This is a genomic window from Pseudomonas sp. KU26590, from assembly GCF_026153515.1.
Classification (GTDB): Bacteria; Pseudomonadota; Gammaproteobacteria; order Pseudomonadales; family Pseudomonadaceae; genus Aquipseudomonas.
Genome location: NZ_CP110644.1, coordinates 1,376,244 through 1,397,649, shown reverse-complemented (window position 1 = coordinate 1,397,649; position 21,406 = coordinate 1,376,244). Strand labels below are relative to the sequence as shown.

Annotated in this window: 20 protein-coding genes; 12 read left to right on the top strand and 8 right to left on the bottom strand. The window is 60.0% G+C overall.

Going from position 1 to position 21,406, the window contains the following annotated elements; all coding sequences use genetic code 11:
• The first annotated feature begins 56 nt into the window (after nucleotides 1-56).
• The 4 genes from OKW98_RS06330 (at nucleotide 57) to OKW98_RS06315 (ending at nucleotide 3,830) form a co-directional block, all read left to right on the top strand.
• Nucleotides 57-1,433, top strand: a complete 1,377-nt coding sequence (locus tag OKW98_RS06330; protein WP_265388410.1) for an L-serine ammonia-lyase — start codon at nucleotides 57-59, stop codon at nucleotides 1,431-1,433.
• Nucleotides 1,434-1,503: 70 nt separating this feature from the next.
• Nucleotides 1,504-2,625 carry a glycine cleavage system aminomethyltransferase GcvT gene (gene gcvT, locus OKW98_RS06325; RefSeq protein WP_265388409.1) on the top strand — a complete coding sequence of 374 codons (1,122 nt, stop codon included), beginning with the start codon at nucleotides 1,504-1,506 and terminating at the stop codon, nucleotides 2,623-2,625.
• Nucleotides 2,626-3,020: 395 nt separating this feature from the next.
• The gene (locus tag OKW98_RS06320; protein ID WP_003227496.1) at nucleotides 3,021-3,233 is read left to right on the top strand and encodes a cold-shock protein; all 213 of its coding nucleotides are present in this window, start codon (nucleotides 3,021-3,023) and stop codon (nucleotides 3,231-3,233) included.
• 96 nt (nucleotides 3,234-3,329) lie between these two features.
• A complete protein-coding gene (locus OKW98_RS06315) occupies nucleotides 3,330-3,830 on the top strand; it encodes an RDD family protein (protein ID WP_265388408.1) in 501 nt (166 codons plus the stop codon).
• Nucleotides 3,831-4,489: 659 nt separating this feature from the next.
• Here the strand turns inward: OKW98_RS06315 and lptG are convergent.
• Nucleotides 4,490-5,551, bottom strand: a complete 1,062-nt coding sequence (gene lptG / locus OKW98_RS06310) for an LPS export ABC transporter permease LptG (RefSeq protein ID WP_265388407.1) — start codon at nucleotides 5,549-5,551, stop codon at nucleotides 4,490-4,492.
• Nucleotides 5,544-6,662, bottom strand: coding sequence for an LPS export ABC transporter permease LptF (lptF, locus tag OKW98_RS06305; RefSeq protein WP_265388406.1), 1,119 nt, complete (start codon nucleotides 6,660-6,662; stop codon nucleotides 5,544-5,546). Before lptF ends, lptG begins: the two co-directional genes overlap by 8 nt.
• 305 nt (nucleotides 6,663-6,967) lie before the next feature.
• On the opposite strand from lptF, the gene OKW98_RS06300 reads away from it, so the two are divergent.
• From OKW98_RS06300 to rlmF, 5 genes are all read left to right on the top strand, one after another.
• Nucleotides 6,968-8,455 (top strand): leucyl aminopeptidase, encoded by a 1,488-nt coding sequence (locus tag OKW98_RS06300; RefSeq protein WP_265388405.1) that lies wholly within the window; start codon nucleotides 6,968-6,970, stop codon nucleotides 8,453-8,455.
• A gap of 57 nt (nucleotides 8,456-8,512) precedes the next feature.
• A complete protein-coding gene (locus OKW98_RS06295; protein WP_074884259.1) occupies nucleotides 8,513-8,941 on the top strand; it encodes a DNA polymerase III subunit chi in 429 nt (142 codons plus the stop codon).
• A gap of 7 nt (nucleotides 8,942-8,948) precedes the next feature.
• A complete protein-coding gene (locus OKW98_RS06290; protein WP_265388404.1) occupies nucleotides 8,949-9,389 on the top strand; it encodes a DNA polymerase III subunit chi in 441 nt (146 codons plus the stop codon).
• A 175-nt stretch (nucleotides 9,390-9,564) separates the two neighbouring features.
• On the top strand, nucleotides 9,565-12,411 hold the full coding sequence (locus tag OKW98_RS06285) for a valine--tRNA ligase (protein WP_265388403.1): 2,847 nt from the start codon (nucleotides 9,565-9,567) through the stop codon (nucleotides 12,409-12,411).
• Nucleotides 12,412-12,615: 204 nt separating this feature from the next.
• Complete coding sequence (gene rlmF / locus OKW98_RS06280) at nucleotides 12,616-13,653, top strand: 23S rRNA (adenine(1618)-N(6))-methyltransferase RlmF (protein WP_265388402.1); 1,038 nt, start codon at nucleotides 12,616-12,618, stop codon at nucleotides 13,651-13,653.
• A 98-nt stretch (nucleotides 13,654-13,751) separates the two neighbouring features.
• Here the strand turns inward: rlmF and OKW98_RS06275 are convergent, their stop codons facing one another.
• A complete protein-coding gene (locus OKW98_RS06275) occupies nucleotides 13,752-14,033 on the bottom strand; it encodes an HU family DNA-binding protein (protein ID WP_037014905.1) in 282 nt (93 codons plus the stop codon).
• A gap of 354 nt (nucleotides 14,034-14,387) precedes the next feature.
• On the opposite strand from OKW98_RS06275, the gene yejK reads away from it, so the two are divergent.
• A complete protein-coding gene (gene yejK, locus OKW98_RS06270; protein WP_265388401.1) occupies nucleotides 14,388-15,389 on the top strand; it encodes a nucleoid-associated protein YejK in 1,002 nt (333 codons plus the stop codon).
• A 5-nt stretch (nucleotides 15,390-15,394) separates the two neighbouring features.
• A complete protein-coding gene (locus OKW98_RS06265) occupies nucleotides 15,395-15,745 on the top strand; it encodes a glutaredoxin family protein (protein WP_265388400.1) in 351 nt (116 codons plus the stop codon).
• Between the two features lie 22 nt (nucleotides 15,746-15,767).
• On the opposite strand, the gene OKW98_RS06260 is transcribed toward OKW98_RS06265, so the two are convergent.
• The gene (locus OKW98_RS06260) at nucleotides 15,768-16,769 is read right to left on the bottom strand and encodes a hypothetical protein (RefSeq protein ID WP_265388399.1); all 1,002 of its coding nucleotides are present in this window, start codon (nucleotides 16,767-16,769) and stop codon (nucleotides 15,768-15,770) included.
• A gap of 356 nt (nucleotides 16,770-17,125) precedes the next feature.
• On the opposite strand from OKW98_RS06260, the gene OKW98_RS06255 reads away from it, so the two are divergent.
• Nucleotides 17,126-18,100, top strand: coding sequence for a hypothetical protein (locus OKW98_RS06255; RefSeq protein WP_265388398.1), 975 nt, complete (start codon nucleotides 17,126-17,128; stop codon nucleotides 18,098-18,100).
• Nucleotides 18,101-18,141: 41 nt separating this feature from the next.
• Here the strand turns inward: OKW98_RS06255 and OKW98_RS06250 are convergent, their stop codons facing one another.
• From OKW98_RS06250 to OKW98_RS06235, 4 genes are all read right to left on the bottom strand, one after another.
• Nucleotides 18,142-19,074: a glutathione S-transferase family protein gene (locus OKW98_RS06250; RefSeq protein ID WP_265388397.1), complete on the bottom strand. Its 933-nt coding sequence runs from the start codon at nucleotides 19,072-19,074 to the stop codon at nucleotides 18,142-18,144.
• A gap of 64 nt (nucleotides 19,075-19,138) precedes the next feature.
• Complete coding sequence (locus OKW98_RS06245; RefSeq protein ID WP_265388396.1) at nucleotides 19,139-19,465, bottom strand: GIY-YIG nuclease family protein; 327 nt, start codon at nucleotides 19,463-19,465, stop codon at nucleotides 19,139-19,141.
• A 46-nt stretch (nucleotides 19,466-19,511) separates the two neighbouring features.
• Nucleotides 19,512-19,997 carry a nuclear transport factor 2 family protein gene (locus tag OKW98_RS06240; RefSeq protein ID WP_265388395.1) on the bottom strand — a complete coding sequence of 162 codons (486 nt, stop codon included), beginning with the start codon at nucleotides 19,995-19,997 and terminating at the stop codon, nucleotides 19,512-19,514.
• An 88-nt stretch (nucleotides 19,998-20,085) separates the two neighbouring features.
• The gene (locus tag OKW98_RS06235; RefSeq protein WP_265388394.1) at nucleotides 20,086-21,393 is read right to left on the bottom strand and encodes a CynX/NimT family MFS transporter; all 1,308 of its coding nucleotides are present in this window, start codon (nucleotides 21,391-21,393) and stop codon (nucleotides 20,086-20,088) included.
• Between the last annotated feature and the right edge of the window lie 13 nt (nucleotides 21,394-21,406).

Here is a 21,406-nt window from a genome sequence, read left to right as displayed (position 1 = left end):
TTACTTGCGGCTTGTAGCTTGCTGCTTGCTCCTGCTTCACCTCCCGGAACCCCATCATGTCGCTGAGCGTATTTGACCTGTTCAAGATCGGCATTGGTCCCTCCAGTTCCCACACGGTGGGCCCGATGCGAGCAGCGGCGCGATTTGCCGAAGGCTTGCAGCGCGATGGCCTGCTGGAAACCATCATCTGCGTCAAAGTCGAGCTTTACGGCTCACTCGGCGCCACCGGCAAAGGCCACGGCAGCGACAAAGCCGTACTGCTGGGCCTTGAAGGTGAGCACCCGGACACCGTCGACACCGAAACCGTCGCCGCTCGACTGCAACAGATTCGCAGCACTGAGCGCCTGAACCTGCTCGGCCAGCACAGCATCGAATTCATCGAAAAGCATCACCTGGCGATGATTCGCAAACCCTTGGCCTATCACCCCAATGGCATGATTTTCCGTGCCTTCGATGCCTCCGGCCTACAAGTCCGCAGCCGCGAGTACTACTCCGTCGGCGGCGGTTTCGTGGTGGATGAGGAAGCCGCTGGCGCAGACCGCATCGTGGAAGACCAGACGCGGCTGGTGTACCCCTTCAAAACCGCACGGGATCTGATGCTGCATTGCACCGCCAGCGGGCTTTCGATCAGCCAGGTGATGCTGGCCAACGAAGCCGCGTGGCGCTCCGAAGCAGAAACCCGCCAGGGCCTGTTGCACATCTGGCAGGTCATGCAGGACTGCGTAGAAGCGGGCTGCCGCAACGAAGGCATCCTGCCGGGCGGCCTGAAGGTCAAACGGCGTGCGGCGGCGCTGCATCGCCAACTGTGCAACAACCCGGAAGCCGCGCTGCGTGATGCGTTGTCGGTGCTCGACTGGGTCAATCTGTACGCGCTGGCGGTCAACGAAGAAAACGCCAACGGTGGCCGTGTGGTCACCGCGCCCACCAACGGCGCGGCCGGGATCATCCCGGCGGTGCTGCATTACTACATGCGCTTCATCACCGGGGCGAACGAGGACGGCGTCGTGCGCTTCCTGCTCACGGCGGCGGCTATCGGCATTCTCTATAAAGAGAACGCGTCGATCTCCGGCGCCGAAGTCGGCTGTCAGGGCGAAGTCGGCGTGGCCTGCTCCATGGCGGCCGGCGCGCTGTGCGAGGTTCTGGGCGGCAACGTTCAACAAGTGGAAAACGCCGCTGAAATCGGCATGGAACACAACCTCGGTCTGACCTGCGACCCGATTGGCGGCCTTGTTCAGGTGCCGTGCATTGAACGCAACGCGATGGGTTCGGTAAAGGCCATAAACGCGGTGCGTATGGCGTTGCGCGGCGACGGCCAGCACTTTGTCTCGCTGGATAAAGTGATCCGCACCATGCGCCAGACCGGCGCCGACATGAAAAGCAAATACAAGGAAACAGCCCGTGGCGGGCTGGCCGTGAACATCATCGAGTGCTGATCCCAGCCCAAAATCATAGGGTCCCCTGCCCTGCGCGGGGAACCCGGAACCGCTTTCAAGGAGTGACCCCATGACCACCGAATTACTGAAGACCCCGCTCAACGCCCTGCACCGTGAACTCGGCGCGAAGATGGTCGAGTTCGCCGGCTACGACATGCCTGTTCAGTACCCCGCCGGCGTCATGAAAGAACACCTGCACACCCGCGACCAAGCCGGGTTGTTTGACGTTTCGCACATGGGTCAGATCCTGTTGAGCGGCGCGAATGCAGCCAAAGCGCTGGAAACCCTGGTGCCGGTGGACATCATCGATCTGCCGGTCGGCATGCAGCGTTACGCGATGTTCACCAACGAAAACGGCGGCATTCTCGACGACTTGATGGTCGCCAATCTGGGTAACGATCAGCTCATGCTGGTGGTCAACGCCGCCTGCAAGAACCAAGACCTGGCGCACCTGCAGCAACACATTGGCAGCCAGTGCGACATTACCCCGCTGTTCGACAAACGCGCACTGCTGGCGCTGCAAGGTCCGCAGGCCGTCACCGCACTGGCGCGGCTGGCGCCGGAAGTCGCAAAAATGACCTTCATGCAGTACACCTCGACGAAGATCGACGGCTTCGACTGCTACGTCAGCCGCTCGGGCTACACCGGTGAAGACGGTTACGAGATTTCGGTGCCGGCTGATAAGTCAGAGTCCCTGGCGCGTCGACTGCTCGCGGAGCCGGAAGTGGCGCCGATTGGCTTGGGCGCGCGCGACTCGCTGCGACTGGAGGCTGGCCTTTGCCTCTATGGCCATGACATGAATACCGAGACCACGCCGATCGAAGCCAGCCTGCTGTGGGCGATTTCCAAGGTGCGTCGTGCCGACGGTGCGCGTGCAGGCGGTTTCCCCGGCGCCGACAAGATCTTCGCCCAGCACCAAAGCGGTGCGGCGCGCAAACGTGTAGGCCTGTTGCCACAAGAGCGTACGCCCGTGCGTGAAGGCGCTGAAATTGTCGACGCCGAGGGAACGACCATCGGGACGGTCTGCAGCGGCGGCTTTGGCCCGACCCTTAGCGCGCCGCTGGCAATGGGTTATGTCGACGCCGGTTTTACCGCGCTGGAAACACCTGTCTGGGCAATCGTCCGCGGCAAGAAAGTCCCCATGCAAGTGACTAAAATGCCTTTTGTTCCGGCACGTTACTTCCGGGGCTAAGTAACATCGTCAAAAAATGCGGCACCGCAACAGTGCATTAAACTGTGCGGATGCCGCAGTCTGGCGCCAGCGTTAAGTGCATTCGAACTGTCAAAATATTGAACTTCGATCACCCTCTAAACATTAAAAACTATCGATCCTCCGCGCGTGGTTAATGTTTTCAAAAAAGCCGGAAACCCCCATGAATACTGGCCCAAACGGGGCTTGTTTTTTCGGCGAGAGTTAGCGTAGAGTTTCTCGACTGTGTTTGCATGGGTCGCTGGGATCGTGACCCGGGCAGTAGCGCCAAAAGCAATGCTACATCCCGCTCTACGTTTCTTCTTCCTGCAACCAGCCCAGTACTCTATCGTGTGAAAGAGACTGTCATTAATTTTTATGCGCTTGGGAATAAGAAAATGTCTACACGTCAGAGCGGCACCGTTAAGTGGTTTAACGATGAAAAAGGTTTTGGTTTTATCACGCCCGAAAGCGGTCCGGATCTGTTCGTCCATTTCCGCGCTATCCAAGGCAACGGCTTCAAAAGCCTGAAAGAAGGCCAGAAAGTGACGTTCGTCGCGGTGCAAGGCCAAAAAGGCATGCAGGCTGACGAAGTACAAGCTGAAGCCTGATTAGCCGACGCAAAAAGCCTCTGATGGCCAACGTCAGGGGCTTTTTTATGCTTGCGATTCCGTAAACTGTCCGCTCCCGTGTTAACGAGCGCTGCCATGACCTCAGCCAATAATGACGCGCAGGTGTTACGCCCCCAGGGCGACTTTCCCACCGTGGGACTGGGCCGGCGCATGGCTGCGATCAGCTACGACGCGCTGCTGTGCGTGGCGCTGATGATGGTCACCACCTTTATCTACAAACTGGTCTGGATGGGGTTTGTCGGCGAAGCCAGGCTGCGCCAGCTCTCCGAATCCGGCGCGCTCGACGCCGACCCGCTGCTGTCCTCGATTCTGCTGATCACGCTGTTCGGCTTTTTCGCCACATTCTGGACCCGCGCGGGCCAGACGCTGGGCATGCAAGTCTGGGGGATACGCGTGCAGAACGCCGATGGAACCGCCATCAGCCTGTGGCAAGCGCTGCTGCGCTTCGTCGTCGCCATCGCATCGTGGCTGTGTGCGGGGCTGGGTTTCTTCTGGAGCCTGTTCGACAAGCACCAACGCTGCTGGCATGACCTGTATTCGGAGACGCAACTGGTGCGGGTGCCCAGAAGGAGGTAAGCCCGCCCAGGGAAAGCCGACACTGCCACCGTTCACCTTATAGATACGGTCCGTAGCAGCCGGCTTGCTGGCGAAACCGATCAACCGGTTCCATCTCCAGCGACTGACACGACGCGTTCCCCAGCAAGCCGGCTCCAATGTTTGGGGAGTCAGCCAGCGAGAGGTAAAGCGCTCAACGTCACGGGCAAGCGTGCCTACCGCGAGTGTGCGACCGCTGAACAGTATCGGTACTGCGAAAATCCGTAGGAGCCGGCTTGCTGGCGAAATCGATCAACCGGTGCCATTTCCAGCGACTGACACGACGCGTTCGCCAGTAAGCCGGCTCCTACAGAGTTGGGAGAGTCAGCCAGCGACAGGTAAAGCGCTAAACGTCACGGGCAAGCGCACCTGCCGCGAGTGTGCGACCGCTGAACACTATCGGTACTGCGAAAATCCGTAGGAGCCGGCTTGCTGGCGAAACCGATCAACCGGTGCCATTCCAGCGACTGACACGACGCGTTCGCCAGCAAGCCGGCTCCTACAGCGTTTCGTGTACATCCGCTGGTTATCAGCCTCGGCAAATTCTGTGGAGAAACACACTGGCGGACGCCGCCCCTTCCTGTGCAATGCGCCCACAAAAAAGCCGACCCTGAGGTCGGCTTTTTCATGACGCGGCGTGATCAGCCCGCGCGACGCAGCAACCAGATGCCCGCCAGGGCGCACACACCCGCCGGCACCAGTACGGCGAAGAGCGGCGAGAAGCCGAACACCAGGCTCGACGGGCCCAGCAGATCCTGAGCGATGCGGAAAGTGAAGCCCACGAGCACGCCCGTGAAAACTCGCTGCCCCAGTGTTACAGAGCGCAACGGCCCGAAGATGAAGGAAATCGCCATCAGCACCAGCGCGACGGTCACCAGCGGCTGGAGAATCTTGGTGTAGAACGCCAGCCAGTAACGACCGTTGCTCAACCCCTGATCGGCCAGATAATGCGCGTAGCTATAAAGCCCGGTCATCGACAGCGACTCAGGCGGCAGCACCACTGTGCTCAGCAACTGCGGGCTCAGCGCGACGTCCCAGCGCTCTTCGGGCGCGGTGACCACTTCGGTGCGACCGTCGTGGAAGACCGTTGTGGTGACGTCCTTCAGCAGCCAGTAATCGGTCTTGAAGTTGGCCTGCCTGGCGAAGCTCGACGTCAGCATGTGGCGCTGGTCGTCGAAATGGTAACGGGTGACGCCGTACAGCAGACCGTTGGGTTGCACCGTGTTGATGTGGATGAACTCCTCACCCTGGCGGTGCCACAGACCGTGTTTGGCGCTCTGCGCGTCGCCGGTGCCTTGAGCCAGCGAGCGCGCGGCCTGGGCCGAGGCTTCGGTCACCGGCGCCAGGTACTCGCCGATCAATAGCCCGGCCACCATCAACACCAGCATGGGTTTCATGACCGCCCAGACGATACGGCCGATCGACACACCGGCGGCACGCATGATGGTCAGTTCGCTGTTGCTGGCCAATGCGCCGAGACCGATCAGACAACCGATCAGCGCGGCCATCGGCAGCATGTCATAGAGCCGGCGCGGCGCCGTCATCACGACAAAACTGCCAGCATCCCAGAAGGTGTAGGTGTCGCTGATGTCAGCCATTTCGTCGATGAAGGCGAACAACGAGGCCAGCCCGAGGATGATCCCCAGTACCGCGAGGATCGCCATGAACACGCTTTTGCCGATGTAACGATCGAGCTTAACCATGAGCCACCCCCGACATGCTGCGGCGACTCGCAAGCTTCAGGCGCAGCGGCTCCCAGTAGAGCAACGCAAGTCCGATGGCCAGGAACAGCGCATGCACCCACCACAGGCCGAGGCCCATCGGGATCTTGCCTTTCTCCAGCGCACCGCGCGCAGCAATCAGGATGGTGAGATAAGCCATATAAAGAAGAATCGCCGGAAGGAGCTTGAGGAAGCGGCCCTGTCGCGGGTTGACCCGAGCCAGCGGCACCGCCATCAGCGTCACTATGAATACCAGAATCGGCAGCGAAACCCGCCATTGCAGCTCGGCCCGGTTGCGCAGGGTGTCTTCGCCAGTCAGCAGTTCGCCGGTGGAGATGGCATCGCGGTCGGTCACCTCATCGCTGATGTCCGGCTTGGGCAGCAAGGCGCCGTAGGTATCGTATTTGATCGCGCGGTAATCGGCCTGACCGGGGTTGCCGTCATAGCGATAGCCGTTGTCCAGAATCAGGTAACGCGTGCCATCGGGCTTGATTTCCTGCCGGCCTTTTTCCGCGACCAGCACGGTGATGCCGTGGTCTTTCTTCTCGTCGAGCTTCTTCTCGGAGATGAACACGCCACCCAGGTTGATGCGGTCGTCGCTCATGGTCTCGGTATAGGTCACGCGGCTGCCGTCACGCAGAAGCTGGAAACGGCCCGGCACCAGCGTGTCGAACTCGGTCATCGCGTCCTGCTTGTTGATCAGCAACTGGAACTGCGTGGCGCCCTGGGGCGCGAGGCTGAAGCTGAGCCAGGCCACCAGCAGTGAAACCAGCGCGGCGGGCGCGAGGGTAATCAGCAGCAGGCGTTGCTGGCTCATGCCGGTGGCGGCCAGTACGGTCATTTCGCTTTCGAGGTACAACCGGCCATAGGCCAGGAGAATCCCGAGGAACAAGCCCAGCGGGAGGATCAGTTGCAGGAAGCCCGGCAGACGGAAACCCATGATCAGAAACAGGACACCCGGATCGAGTGCACCCGATGCAGCCTGGGCCAGGTATTTGATGAAGCGGCCGCTCATGATGATTACCAGCAGCACAGCACTGACAGCGCTCAGGGTAACCAGCACTTCTCGGGACAGGTAACGGAAGACAATCAAACCAGACACTCCAGGGTTGTCACGCTAAGGCGGCATGACAATGAAATGGATCAGCCATGATGCGCGCGACGGCGAACCACCAAAAAAATATGCGGCATTATCCTGTGATTGGGTGTGTCTGTCACTGCGCGCGCGGGATACTTCTTTAACCGGCACACGCGCGCACCCGGACGGGGTTGTCATCCATTGGCTAGCAGGGTCAAACTGCGGGCCTTGCCGCAGGCATGCCGGTGTAAATACCTCTGCGCCGCTGCCGAGCCGTGTGCTCAAGTGCGATAACTCACAGTTTATTCGGGGACCCCGACATGGAATTGGTTGTTAAAAGCGTCAGTGCAGAAACCTTGAAGACCGCCACGCTGGTGGTCGCCGTCGGTGAAGGCCGCACGCTGAGCGATACCGCGAGCACCCTCGACACCCTGAGCGGCGGCGCCATCAGCGCAGTCCTCAAGCGCGGCGACCTGTCAGGCAAGATCGGCCAGAGCCTGTTGCTGCACAGCCTTCCCAACCTGAAAGCCGAACGCGTATTGCTGGTCGGTTCGGGCAAAGAGCCGGAATTGAGCGATCGTCAGTTCCGCAAAATCATCAGCGGCGCACTCAGCACCCTGAAAAGCCTGGGTGGCGTTGATGCCGGCTTCGACCTTGACCAGTTGAACGTCAAGCATCGCGACGTCTATGGCAAGAACCGCCTGCTGGTCGAAACCCTGGCCGACGGCGAATACGTCTTCGATCGGTTCAAGAGCCAGAAAGTCGATCCTCGCGCCCTGAAAAAAGTCACCCTGCTGACCGCCAAGGCCAACGTCGCCGACGTTGAACGTGCGGCCAAACACGCACAGGCCATCGCTGCCGGCATGGCGGTCACCCGCGACCTGGGCAACATGCCGCCGAACATCTGCCACCCGACCTATCTGGGCGAGCGGGCCAAGGCGATGGGCAAAGCCAACAAGGGCCTCAAGGTCGAAGTCTTCGATGAGAAAGACATCGAAAAGCTGGGCATGGGGTCGTTCCTGGCGGTCGGTCAAGGCAGCGCTCAGCCGCCACGCCTGATCGTCATGCAGTATTCCAACGGCAAGAAGAGCGAAAAGCCTTTCGTGCTGGTCGGCAAGGGCATCACCTTTGACACCGGCGGCATCAGCCTCAAGCCGGGCCTGGGCATGGACGAAATGAAGTTCGACATGTGCGGCGCCGCGAGCGTGTTCGGCACGTTGAACGCTGTGCTTGAACTGCAACTGCCGATCAATCTGGTGTGCATCGTCGCGGCGGCTGAAAACATGCCGAGTGCCAACGCCACGCGCCCGGGCGACATCGTCAAAACCATGAGCGGCCAGACCGTCGAAATCCTCAACACTGACGCCGAAGGCCGTCTGGTGCTGTGCGATGCGCTGACCTACGCCGAGCGCTTCAAGCCACAAGCCGTGATCGACATCGCTACCCTGACCGGCGCTTGCGTCGTTGCGCTGGGCGGCCACACGTCGGGCCTGCTGGGCAACAGCGACGCGTTGATCAGCCAAGTGCTGGAAGCTGGTAAACGCGCCGACGACCGCGCCTGGCAACTGCCGTTGTTCGATGAGTATCAAGAGCAACTGGACAGCCCGTTTGCCGACATCGCCAACATCGGCGGCCCGAAAGCCGGCACCATCACCGCGGCCTGCTTCCTCTCGCGCTTTGCCAAAGCCTACGAGTGGGCGCACCTGGACATCGCCGGTACGGCATGGCTGAGCGGCAAGGACAAAGGCGCAACGGGCCGTCCGGTTCCGCTGCTGACCCAATACCTGATCGACCGCGCTGGCGTTTAAGCCGCTGCAAACGCGCCGGCCTCCCCGGTCGGCGCGTTCAGCGTTCTGGAATCACCCATGACCCAAGTCGATTTCTACATTCTGCCGAGTGCCGACCCCGTCGCGCGCCTGGACTTCGCCTGCAAACTCACCGACAAGGCCTGGCGCCTCGGCCATCGGGTGTACCTGCATTGCAGCGATGCCGGGCAACGCGAGGAACTGGACGCCCGACTGTGGCGCTTCCGGGGCGAAGCTTTCGTTCCCCATGGCGCGGTCGAAGACGATCAGGACGCTCCCGTGGCGCTGGGTATCGGCAGCGACCCCGGCCAACATCAGGATCTGCTGGTCAATCTCGACCTGCGCATCCCGGAATTTTTCAAACGATTCGCGCGTGTCGCCGAGATCGTTGTCGAGGATCCCGCCATTCGCCTCGCGGCGCGCGAGAGTTTTCGCTTCTACCGCGAACAGGGCTATCCTCTGCAAGATCACCGGCTGCAGCGTCTTTGAGCACACGATGGATAATTCAAAACACCTGAAAGATTCAGCGCACCTGCTGGATGACCTCGAGTCCATTCGCCAGTTGCTGGGCGATGACCCGGCCCAGCCTCCCCTGCTGACCGAGTCCGTGCACAGCGACGAGCAGATTCCGCTGCTGTTCGACGTGGTCAGCGGCCAGGTCGTGACGCCCGATGAGCATCGTGCGAGCGTCAACGACATTCCCTTGCTCACGCCCGAGCCGGTTGCGGCTATTACACCTCCGGCGCCAACTGGCAACGCGTCGAGCGCCAGGGCGCCGAACGCTGAAGCGCTGCTGCACCTGGACTCGGAATTGCGTGCCGCTGCGCAGTTGATCATGCAAGACGTGATCGACGACTTCGCCCCGCACATCGAGAACGAAATCAAACGCCGTCTGGATGCGCGGATGGAACGGCTGCTGAGTCAATACAACAGCTGAACCTTTCCTCTTTCCCGACCCGGGATCGTGGGCAAGCGCAGTCCTACAGATGCCCGCGACGATTCCGGGCATCACCGCTCGTAGCACCCGACCTACCGCTTGTAGCTTGACGCCGCCTTGAAAAGCTATACTCGTCGGCTTTTCCGACTCAAAGCAGATCAGGTTCCCGCCTCGCATGGACAAGACCTACCAGCCGCACGCCATCGAAACTTCCTGGTACCAGACCTGGGAGTCCGAAAACTATTTCGCTCCGCAAGGCGCGGGCGACTCGTACACCATCATGATTCCGCCGCCGAACGTCACCGGCAGCCTGCACATGGGCCACGGTTTCAATAACGCGATCATGGACGCCCTGATCCGCTTCCGCCGCATGCAGGGTCGCAACACCCTGTGGCAGCCAGGCACCGATCATGCCGGTATCGCCACGCAAATGCTGGTGGAGCGTCAGCTCGAAGCCCAAGGCTTGAGCCGTCACGATCTGGGTCGCGACAAATTTCTCGAAAAAGTCTGGGAATGGAAGGATCAGTCCGGCGGCAACATCAGCCGTCAGATCCGTCGCCTCGGCTCGTCGGTCGACTGGAGCCGCGAGCGCTTCACGATGGACGACGGTTTGTCCGAAGCCGTTAAAGAAGCCTTCGTGCGCCTGCATGAAGACGGCCTGATCTACCGTGGCAAACGTCTGGTCAACTGGGACACCAAGCTGCACACCGCGATCTCCGACCTCGAAGTGGAAAACCACGACGAGAAGGGGCATCTGTGGAACCTGCGCTACCCATTGGCCGATGGTGCGAAGACCGCTGAAGGTCTGGACCATCTGATCGTCGCCACGACCCGTCCGGAAACCATGCTCGGTGACGCGGCCGTCGCCGTGAACCCCAACGATGAGCGTTACAAGGCGCTGATCGGCAAATTTGTCGAGCTGCCGCTGGTCGGCCGTCGTATCCCGATCATCGCGGACGACTACTGCGACCCTGAATTCGGCACCGGCTGCGTGAAGATCACCCCGGCCCACGACTTCAACGACTACGACGTCGGCAAGCGCCACAACCTGCCGCTGCTGAACATCTTCGACAAGAACGCTGCCGTTCTGCCCGCTGCACAGGTGTTCAACCTCGATGGCACGCTGAACGACACCGTCGATGGCACGCTCCCTGCCGAGTACGCCGGCCTCGACCGCTTCGAGGCACGCAAGCAGATCGTCGCCGCGTTCGACGCCGCCGGCCTGTTGGTCAGCGTTGACGACCACGCATTGAAGGTGCCGAAAGGCGACCGCTCCGGGACCATCATCGAGCCGTGGCTGACGGATCAGTGGTACGTGTCGACCAAGCCGCTGGCTGAACCCGCCATTGCCGCCGTTGAAGACGGCCGCATCGCCTTCGTGCCCAAGCAATACGAGAACATGTACTTCTCGTGGATGCGCGATATTCAGGACTGGTGCATCAGCCGTCAGCTCTGGTGGGGCCACCGCATCCCGGCCTGGTACGACGAGTCCGGCAAGGTTTACGTAGGCCGCGACGAAGCCGAGGTTCGCGCCAAGCACAATCTCGGTCCAGACGTTGCGCTGCAACAGGATAACGACGTGCTCGACACCTGGTTCAGTTCCGGCCTGTGGACGTTCTCCACGCTGGGCTGGCCGGAGCAGACCGACTTCCTGAAAACCTTCCACCCGACCGACGTGCTGGTGACCGGTTTCGACATCATTTTCTTCTGGGTTGCCCGGATGATCATGCTCACCATGCATCTGGTGAAGAACGAAGACGGCACCGCGCAAGTGCCGTTCAAGACCGTTTACGTGCACGGTCTGGTGCGTGATGGCCAGGGCCAGAAGATGTCCAAGTCCAAGGGCAACGTCCTTGATCCCCTGGACATCATCGACGGCATCGAACTTGAAGCCCTGGTGCAGAAGCGTACCTCCGGCATGATGCAGCCCAAGCTGGCCAAGAAGATCGAGAAGCAGACCCGCGACGAGTTCGCCGAAGGCATCGCCAGCTACGGCACCGATGCCCTGCGTTTCACCTTCTGCTCGCTGGCCTCCACAGGCCGCGACATCAAGTTCGACATGGGCCGCGTCGAAGGCTATCGCAACTTCTGCAACAAGATCTGGAACGCCGCGCGTTACGTGCTCGACAAGGGCGAAGACTGTGGTCAGAACGGCGAAGCGTTCGAGCTCTCGTTGCCGGATCGCTGGATCATTTCGCAGCTGCAGCGCACTGAAGCCGAAGTGACCCGTCAGCTGGATCAGTTCCGTTTCGACCTTGCAGCACAAGCGCTATACGAGTTCATCTGGAACCAGTATTGCGACTGGTACCTGGAGCTGTCCAAGCCGGTTCTGTGGGACGAGAACGCGCCGATCGAGCGTCAGCGTGGCACCCGTCGCACGCTGGTGCGTGTGCTGGAAGTCGCACTGCGTCTGGCCCATCCGTTCATGCCATTCATCACCGAAGAAATCTGGCAGCGCCTCGCGCCGCTGGCCGGCGTTGAAGGCAAGACCATCATGCTGCAACCGTGGCCGGTGGCGAACGATGCGCGCATCGACGTCGCGGCCGAAGGCGACATCGAGTGGCTCAAGAGCCTGATGCTCGGCGTGCGCAATATCCGTGGCGAAATGAACATCGGCCCGGGCAAGCCGCTGCAATTGTTCCTCAAGAACGTCAGCGCCGAAGACCAGCGCCGCCTGAACGAGAACGAGCACCTGCTGAAGAAGCTGGCAAAGCTGGAGTCGTTCACCGTGCTGGAAGCCGGCGCCGAAGCACCACTGTCCGCGACCGCACTGGTCGGTGAGATGGAAGTGCTGGTGCCGATGGCTGGTCTTATCGACAAGGACGCCGAACTGATGCGTCTGGACAAGGAAATCCAGCGTCTGCAGGGCGAAGTACAGCGGGTTGGCGGCAAGCTGTCCAATGCCGCGTTCGTCGACAAGGCGCCGCCCGAGGTGATCGCCAAGGAACGCGCGAAGATGGCCGAAGCCGAACAGGCGCTGGGCAAACTGGCCGAGCAGCACGCGCGGATCGCGAGTTTGTAAGGACCATCTGCTAAATGAAATGCGCTGCCATCCTGCAACCGGGCTGGCAGTCGCAACGAAGTCTTTGTAGGAGCGCGCTTGCCCGCGATGAGGCCAGCCCAGACGCCATCAGTCCATCTTCGGGACTGCGGTGTTCAATCCGACGTCATCGCGGGCAAGCGCGCTCCTACAGGGGTGCGGTGTCTGTCACCTGAATTGATACCCATGACAAATCCACTGCACACCAAACCTCCACGCAAGCTCCCAGGCAAGAAAGCCAAACCTGCTCAACAGCCCAAGCCCTCCGCCCCGCGTGAAAAAGCCACCCTGCACCCGCGCAACCGCCATCAGGGTCATTACGACTTTCCGCGCCTGATCAAAAGCAGCCCCGAACTGGGCAAGTTTGTGATCCTCAATCCCTACGGCAAAGAAAGCATCGACTTCGCCAACCCGGCCGCCGTGCGGGTGTTCAACCGCGCTTTGCTCAAGGCTTTCTACGGTATCGCCCACTGGGATATTCCGGCGGACTACCTCTGTCCGCCGATCCCGGGGCGCGCCGATTACCTGCACTTTCTGGCGGACCTGCTGGCGGAGCACAATGACGGCATCATCCCGCGCGGCGGTTCTGTCTCAGCGCTGGATATTGGCACCGGCGCCAACTGCATCTACCCGCTGATCGGTCAGGGCGAATACGGCTGGTCATTTCTGGGGTCGGACATCGACAAGATTGCCCTTGCCTCAGCGACCACCATCGTCAAAGCCAACGGTTTGAGCAAGAACATCAGCTTTCGAGAGCAGCTCAACCCTAAACACATCCTGACCCACTTGCTGCAGCCCGATGAACGCTTCGACATCAGCGTGTGTAACCCGCCCTTCCACGCCTCCGCTGAACAAGCGTTAAGCGGCAGCCAGCGCAAATGGAGGGCCTTGGGCAAGGCAGACCCCAAACGCAAGTTGCCGGTGCTGAATTTCGGCGGCCAGGCGGCGGAGCTGTGGTGTGAAGGTGGCGAGGCGCGCTTTGTGACGCAGTTGATCAGCGAAAGTGCTCAGGTGGCGGCGCAGGTGTTGTGGTTCAGCACGCTGGTGTCCAAGGCTTCGAACCTGCCCCTGATTCAGAGCACGCTGAAAAAAGCCGGGGCCGTTGAGAGCCAGACGGTGGAGATGGGCCAGGGTCAGAAACAGAGCCGCTTCGTCGCCTGGACCTTTCAGGACAAAGCGCAGCAAGCGGATTGGCGGGCCAAGCGGTGGAGTTCACCCGTCTAGGTCGTCAACGACTGCAGCGATAACCGAATCGCAGGCACAAAAAAACCGTGTCCGGATCACTCCGTCACACGGTTTCCTCAACCAAGCAGCGTTTTCGCTTACTTGTTGACCGAGTCAGTCAGTACTTTGGCGGGTACGAACTTGACCACTTTCTTGGCGGCGATTTCGATGGCTGCGCCAGTCGAAGGGTTGCGGCCAGTGCGTGCTGGACGCTCGGTGACTTTCAGTTTGCCGATGCCTGGCAGAGTGATTTCACTACCGTTTTCCAGTTGGTCAGCGACGATTTGACCCAATTGGTCGAGAGCGTTGCGCGCGGTGGTTTTCGGCGCGTCGATTGCTTCTGCGATATCGGCGATCAATTGGTCTTTAGTCAGAGCCATGGTGGTGTTCCTTCCCTATCAAATTCGAATGGTTTGCAGAGTGTGGTACAGACGCGAAATGTAGATACTGTAAACGGCCTTTGGTTCGGCCGAACGCCCACAAACTGCACGCCTGGCGCGCTTGGGCGCTCAGGACCGGGCAAAACTAGCACAGCGCAACGCAAATATCCGCCCCTACCTACCCATTTGGTCAGCTTTATCGCCCGAGAGGCGTAAAAAAGTCATATTAATGGGCCCAGGTCAGCGTTTTCGGCCCTTCCAGAGCGTTCCGCCCCCCGTCTGCGGTACACTTGCCGACTTTCGCACGGGCCTGGTCTGGTCCCGTTCAGTTCCACTTCAGCCGCCGAGAAATCCATGCCGATCCGTCACGCCATCGTCCACCTGATCGACAAAAAACCCGACGGTACGCCCGCCGTGCTCCACGCCCGGGACTCGGAGCTCGCCGAGTCGCAGGCCATCGAGAACATGCTGGCGGACCTTAACGAGAGCTATAACGCCAAACAGGGCAAGGCCTGGGGCTTGTTCCATGCCGAGTCCGGCGCGCACCCGTTCAGTGGCTGGCTGAAGGAATACCTGGATCAGGGCAAGGATTTCACCCAGTTCAGCCGCATCGCGGTCGAGCACCTGCAGAAGCTGATGGAAGAGTCGAACCTGTCGGTCGGCGGCCACGTGCTGTTTGCTCACTACCAGCAGGGCATGACCGAATACCTGGCCATCGCGCTGCTGCACCACAGCGAAGGCGTGGCCGTGAACGAAGCCCTGGATGTGACGCCCTCTCGGCATCTGGACCTGGGCCAACTGCACCTGGCGGCTCGCATCAACATTTCCGAGTGGCAGAACAACAAGGCATCCAAGCAGTACATCTCGTTCATCAAGGGCAAGAACGGCAAGAAGGTCTCCGAGTACTTCCGCGACTTCATTGGCTGCCAGGAAGGCGTCGACGGCCCAGGCGAAACACGCACTTTGCTTAAGGCCTTCAGTGATTTCGTCGAGAGTGAAGATCTGCCCGAGGACTCCGCCCGCGAAAAGACCAAAACACTGGTCGATTACGCCAGCAGCCAGAGCAAGATGGGTGAGCCTATGGGGCTGGAAGAGCTGTCCGGCCTGATCGACGAAGACCGCCCCCGCGCCTTCTACGATCACATCCGCAACAAGGATTACGGCCTGTCGCCCGAGATTCCTGCCGATAAACGAACCCTCAATCAGTTCCGCCGCTTCACCGGCCGCGCCGAAGGTCTGTCGATCAGCTTTGAAGCACACCTGCTGGGCGACAAGATCGAGTACGACGAAGAGAAAGGCACGCTGATCATCAAGGGCCTGCCGACCCAACTGACTGATCAGTTGAAAAGGCGCTGACCGAGATGCTGGCCCGTACCCTGAAAAAATTCATGCTGATCATGCTGGTGGTCGTGGTTTACCAGAACTGGGGCAAGATCGAGAACTTCGTACATCCCTCCTCCGGTTTACCTGCACAGGTTCAGGCAAATGCCAAGGTCACGCTGTATGCCACCGACTGGTGCGGCTACTGCAAACAGACCCGACGCTTCCTCGACAGCAAGGGTATTCCCTACACCGAATTCGACATCGAGAAAGATCCGGCCGCACGCAAGGCATACGAAGCACTCGGCGGCAGGGGTATTCCTCTGATCGACGTGAATGGCACGCTGATCAGAGGTTTTTCACCCGATGCGATTCTTGCGGCGCTGATGTGAATGAACGCGGTTTGTCACTGGCCTATGGGTACATCACTTGATCCGCGACAATGTATTGAAAACGACTGGCCGGCGCAGCGGTGAAGTCGAGTTTCAAAATGGGAACGCGTTTGCCGGTGGCGGCCATTTTCTGTTGGAACGCCTGGGCAACCCCTTTCGAGCCCGCCCGTTGGACGTCATAGAAAAAGGCAACGATCCATTTGCGCATCAGTTCGTTTGTGCCAGGCAAACTGCTGGTGTGCCCGGCATTGTAGAGCATGACTTCATTCCAATAGGCTAAAGGATTACCATTCACCAGCTTGTTATGCGAAGCGATCATTTGACGCCAAGAGAGCGAACTATCGGCATTCCACGAGCATTGTTTCCAATGCAAATATCCGTTGCGCGCCAGATGCGCTTCATATTGAGATGCCGAGGTATAGCCTTCTTTGTCGTTACAACTTCCCCATGGGCGATCAGCGATAGGACTTCCCACACCCGTGTTCTCATAGTCACAACCAAGATAGTGCCTGTCAGTGCCGTCTCTGGTTGTCCAGGCGTCGAAAGGGTACACGCACTTCACTACCGGGTTATGGTTAGGGAACGTGGGATAGGTAATACCAGGAACTGCGGTGGCTAAAACATCTGCAGGACTCAGTAATATAAAGCCCGCCCCCTTGTATAAAATCCGCGTATTCAAATCATGTCGAATCCAGGCATAAGAGGTGGCACGGAGATCGAGAGCGAGGGGACTGGACTCCCAAGGAGGAAAATTGCCGTTATCGGTCGTACGCAGCAACACGCCCGAGCAGAAGTAAAGCCCGCGCGCAGCACCATTGCCGTACTCGGTGCACGAGGTGGTGTCCTCGTTGTAATTCTTGTTAATTAACGCGGTGATGCCCGGCCCGTCACTCAGTGAGGTCTGCACACCCAACTGTTTTCCCTGTACGCCACCCTGTTCAACCAGCTGGACAGGTTCATTCTGGGTAGCGCAGCCTGAGACCAAGAGAAAAAGCACTATAAGCGTTTGCTGGATCCGTTTCATTTTTCAGCTCCTTTGACTCACACCATTCAAACTTCCTGCTCAACCCAACGGTAGTTGCGGACATTACGATTATTAGATCGTTTCGAAATTGAGCTCATTGCCATTCGCGATGGCCGCTGACAGTCGAGACTCGGTAGCGTGTTTCGCGATAAGGCCATGTGCTGTTATCGCGAAGAAACCAGGCACTGCCACTATGCCTAACGCTTTTATTAACGCACTGGACAGCTGTCAGAACTGACAGTAGAAACACGCGATTTAGCGGTGTACTTTTAAAACATCAGGACCTTTTCAACCACTGATATTCGTTTGGCTGTCCGACGATCGCGGCGGCGAATGCACTTGCAGGGAGCAGAACCATGAGCACTTTCCATAACAGGCTGTTTGCTGCCTATTTGATTATCGCTTTATCAGGCTGCGTGTCGCACGACACATCAAACTCTGAGGGACCGCCTCAGACCGCCATTCAAACGTCTGCCGTGATAACACCCGCCGCGCAACTTCAAAAGCCCGCGCAGGTCCTTGCCGATGTGAATACCAACTACAAAGAAACCACTACCGACTGCCGAGAGTACGGCAGCAACAAGCCGCGCGGTCATTACTATTGCAGCGGTGTAACGCTGCGGACCGTGGACAACAGTAATTTCAATCCCTGGATCTACAGCCCATCCTCCATCGCGATAGGCGCGACCTCTTATTCATGGCTACGCAGAGGGGTGATTCAGACCCGCTTGTACCATCCAGCAGGCTTTATCCTGCGCAACCGCATTGACGCCATCGCACACGGCTTGCCAGGCCTGGAATCCGGGTTTATCTGCCTGTATCCCTATGACGCGTCGACCTCTACCGCGAACGGCCATAAGGGCTGCGGCTATCGAGGCAAGCAGTCTCCGCCCACCACACCAGCGAAGCCTGACGATGATAATTCTGCCTATGCGTGGGGCTCCTGCGAGGGCATGGGCATCACCACCGCAACCCAATGGGATCAACACTTTCAGAGCGTTGGCCAGCAGACATTCAGGCAATGTTCATGGAACATCGACAGTCAGCATGGCTGGAACAACATGATCGCCTCGCGGGATGATTTTCCGGCCTTGCAAAATGTCTGGAATGAAATACTGCTGAATAATTATGGCGATGGCAGCCAGATGCCCAAGTACATCGCCGCCTATTTTTATGACGTGAGCAGGGCGGGAGGGCTGGCTGCTGCGCAAGCCTTCCAGGTCAAGATGAATAATGCCGGCTACAACGTTCCGATCCTGCGGTTGAATTTTGCCAATGCCGGGGGCGATATTTTCAGCTACAGCGCTGCAGACCAGGCCGTTGCGCAGTAGCTGAACGGCCCCGGCTCATCCATGACAAGCCGGGATTGTCTTCAGGCGGCCTTGATTTGAAAACCGAAGCGCGGGAAGTGCACATGCACGGTGCCCGCGCGGTCGTCTTCGCGGCGCAGGATGATCTCTTCGCGCCCGCTGAATACCAACTCTCCCGCCACTGCGTCAACGCCGTAATCAACCGCAGACACGGTGACCTGCTGGCCGACGGTAAAACCGTTGGGGTCAGTGAAGACCTCGTCAGGCAGCGCTGCAGGCGTAGCAGCACGCGCGATTTCGACGGCCTCGCCCGAATTCAGTTCACTCGGGGCACCATGACCGAACGCAATGACGCGCTCGTACCAGCTCAACACGGCCGGATAGGCATCCACGAGCGGGGCAGTGACAGGCGTTTGCTTCAGGAACCATAAGGTGTGGGCCACCGAGAAATCTGCAATCGAGGGCGCGCCGAGAAGGAAGTCACCATTGCGCTCAAGCTGGGTTTCCAGCCGCGCCATCAGTGTTGGCCATTGATGCTGCGCCACTTCCAGCGGAACGCGATTGGCACTGCCGCCATCGAACAACGTGGCGCGGTCGGCAACGAATGCCTTCACAGCCTCAGGCGGGACCTTGGCGAAACGCGCAGCCATGGAGGCCGGTTGAAACACCAGACTGACGGAATGCAGAAACAGCACTGAATCCGCCCACGCTGCCAGGCTCGCTGCGGAGAACTCCTGACCTTCCGGGTAAAAGGTCGGCGAGGACTTTTCCTGCTCCAGACGCCGGGCGATCAACGCGGTGTCGCAGTAGATGTCGGCGCCCACTTGCAGGACAGGTGTTTTGCGATAGCCGCCGGTGAGGGGCATGAGGTCGGGCTTGGGCATGATCGGCGGAATGTCGACCGAGCGCCATGACAGGCCTTTGAAGCCCAGCATCAGACGGGCTTTTTCGGCGAACAGTGACATTGGATAGTGATGAAGAATCAACTCAGACATGCTTCGGGCCATCCGCAGGAGGAAACCGCCAGCTTAGCCTCCTACGCCATCACGGCATACCCGCTCACGCTGATGGCGCGGCATCACTCGGCTGGATGTAGCTGGTGGCCAGACATTCCTTGGCGCTTTTACGCAGCTTTTTGATCAACCGTTCCTGCCGCAAGGCGTCGCCCTTGTCGCGACAGGCCTCCACATACACCAGCGCCATCGCCGGGCTCGAACTGAAGAAGCGCGCACCTTTGCCGCTCTGATGCTTGATGAAGCGCCGGTGGGGGTCAGTGCTGATGCCGCAGTACAACGCGCCGTTCGCGGCTCGCACCAGATACACGAACCAGGATTTGACCGGCGGGTCCTCCGGTATGGATGCGATGGGGATTTCGACTTCAGGCATGCAGGACCGCGGAACAGTTACCAACGATGAAGAGGCTGCCAAGGTTTCAGCGGCCGGCTTGAAAGGCTTTTAGCCCCTTCTGCCCTTGAGCGCGGATGGCGTTTTGCACCAACGGCGTCCAACCCAGCAACAGGCCCTTGGCCCCTAGCGCCTGACGCGACCAGCGCCACAGATCGAACTGATCGTGGTGCTCGCAGATCTTGCCGTCGCGAAAGACGAACCGCGCCTGGATGTCGTTGACCACCGTGCGCCCGGTCTGGCTGAACAGGTAAGTCGCGACCCAGTGCGCAGCGCCAGTCGTGGCATCGGCACGGACGTGATCGAACACGACCGAGAAATCACGGGCGCGGGAGGTCAGCATGCGCCACATGTCGCCGGCATCGCGCCCGCGCAGCTCGCCAAACACCGGGTCGGAAAACACCACGTCTTCGCTATAGCACGCGGCCATCGCCTCGGCGTCCAGACGGCTGAACGCCTCGTAAAAGCGCGTGATCAACGCGCTGTTGTGCTCGCTGGAAAAGGTCTCGCTCATGGGAACGCCGTCCATGGAAATAGGGTGCGTGCACGATAAGCGGCAAATCAGCCTTTTGCCACCTGCATTCCCATGGAAATGCCGCCTCTCACACTGTCTCGCTGGTGACGCCAACGTAAAGCGCGCGCCCGGCGCCAAGGCCGGCGATGATCGCGGCGACGCCGATGATGCCGAAGATCCAGCCCACCGAATCCCAGTTGCCGGTCCAGTCATGCACGACACCTACCGCAAATGGGCCGAGCGACGCCAGGGTGTAGCCGAAGCCCTGGGCCATGCTCGACAGGTTGGCGGCGACGTGGGAGTCGCGCGAGCGCAACACGATCAGCGTCAGTGCCAGGCTGAACGTCCCGCCCTGACCCAGCCCAAGCACGATGGCCCAGGCCCACAATTGCTCAAGCGGCGCATACAGACAGCCGAACAGACCGGCCAGGGTCAGCAGCATCACCAGCACGATCGCAACCCGCTGATCCTTGCCGCGTGTGGCCAGCCACGGCGCGGTCAACGAGCTAACCAGTTGCACCATGATCGACCCCGACAGCAGCAGGCCCGCTTCGGTGGCGGTGAGGCCGCGACCCATGAGGATCGACGGCAGCCAGCCGAACACGATGTAGGCCAGCGACGATTGCAAGCCCATATAAAGGGTGACTTGCCAGGCCAGAGGATCGTGGCGCAAACCGCGAACGCGGTAGGCCACCTGATGCTGGCCATGGCGCTTACGCGTCTGCGGCCACCAGAAGACTGCGGCGAGAATCGCCGGCACGATCCAGAAGCCCAGGCCCAAGGTCCAGTCGCTGCCGTCGCCATTACCCAGCGCTTCGCTCAACGGGACGGTAGAGCCCGCCGCAACCGCAGCGCCCAGGCACAGCGCCATGGTGTAAACGCCCGTCATGGCGCCGGCCTGTTTGGCGAAGTCGCGCTTGACGATGCCCGGCAGCAATACCCCGATGATGCCAATGCTGGCCCCGGCCATGATGCTGCCGGCGAACAGACCGAACTCGCCCAATGAGCTGCGCAGAATGATGCCGCACGCCAGCGTCAGGAGAATGCCCAGCACCACGCGCTCACTGCCGAAACGCCGCGCAAGCATTGGCGCAAGTGGCGCGAACAGACCCAGACACAACACCGGCAGTGTGGTCAGCAAGCCGGCCGTGGCCGCAGAAAGTCCCAGACTTCGTGACACTTCGCTCAACAACGGCGCCATGCTCGACAACGCCGGACGCAGATTCAGCGCCACCAGCACCAGGCCCAACAACAGGAACCATGGGCGTTTGAGCACCGGGTGATCCTGCTGCACTTGCTCGTCGTCGGCTTCTGCATCAATCAGCAGTTCGTCGATGTCGTGGGGGGTCGAAGCATTGGAACGGGGACTGCTCGCCGTCGGCGCCTTGGTCGTCATGGGATTCTCGTGG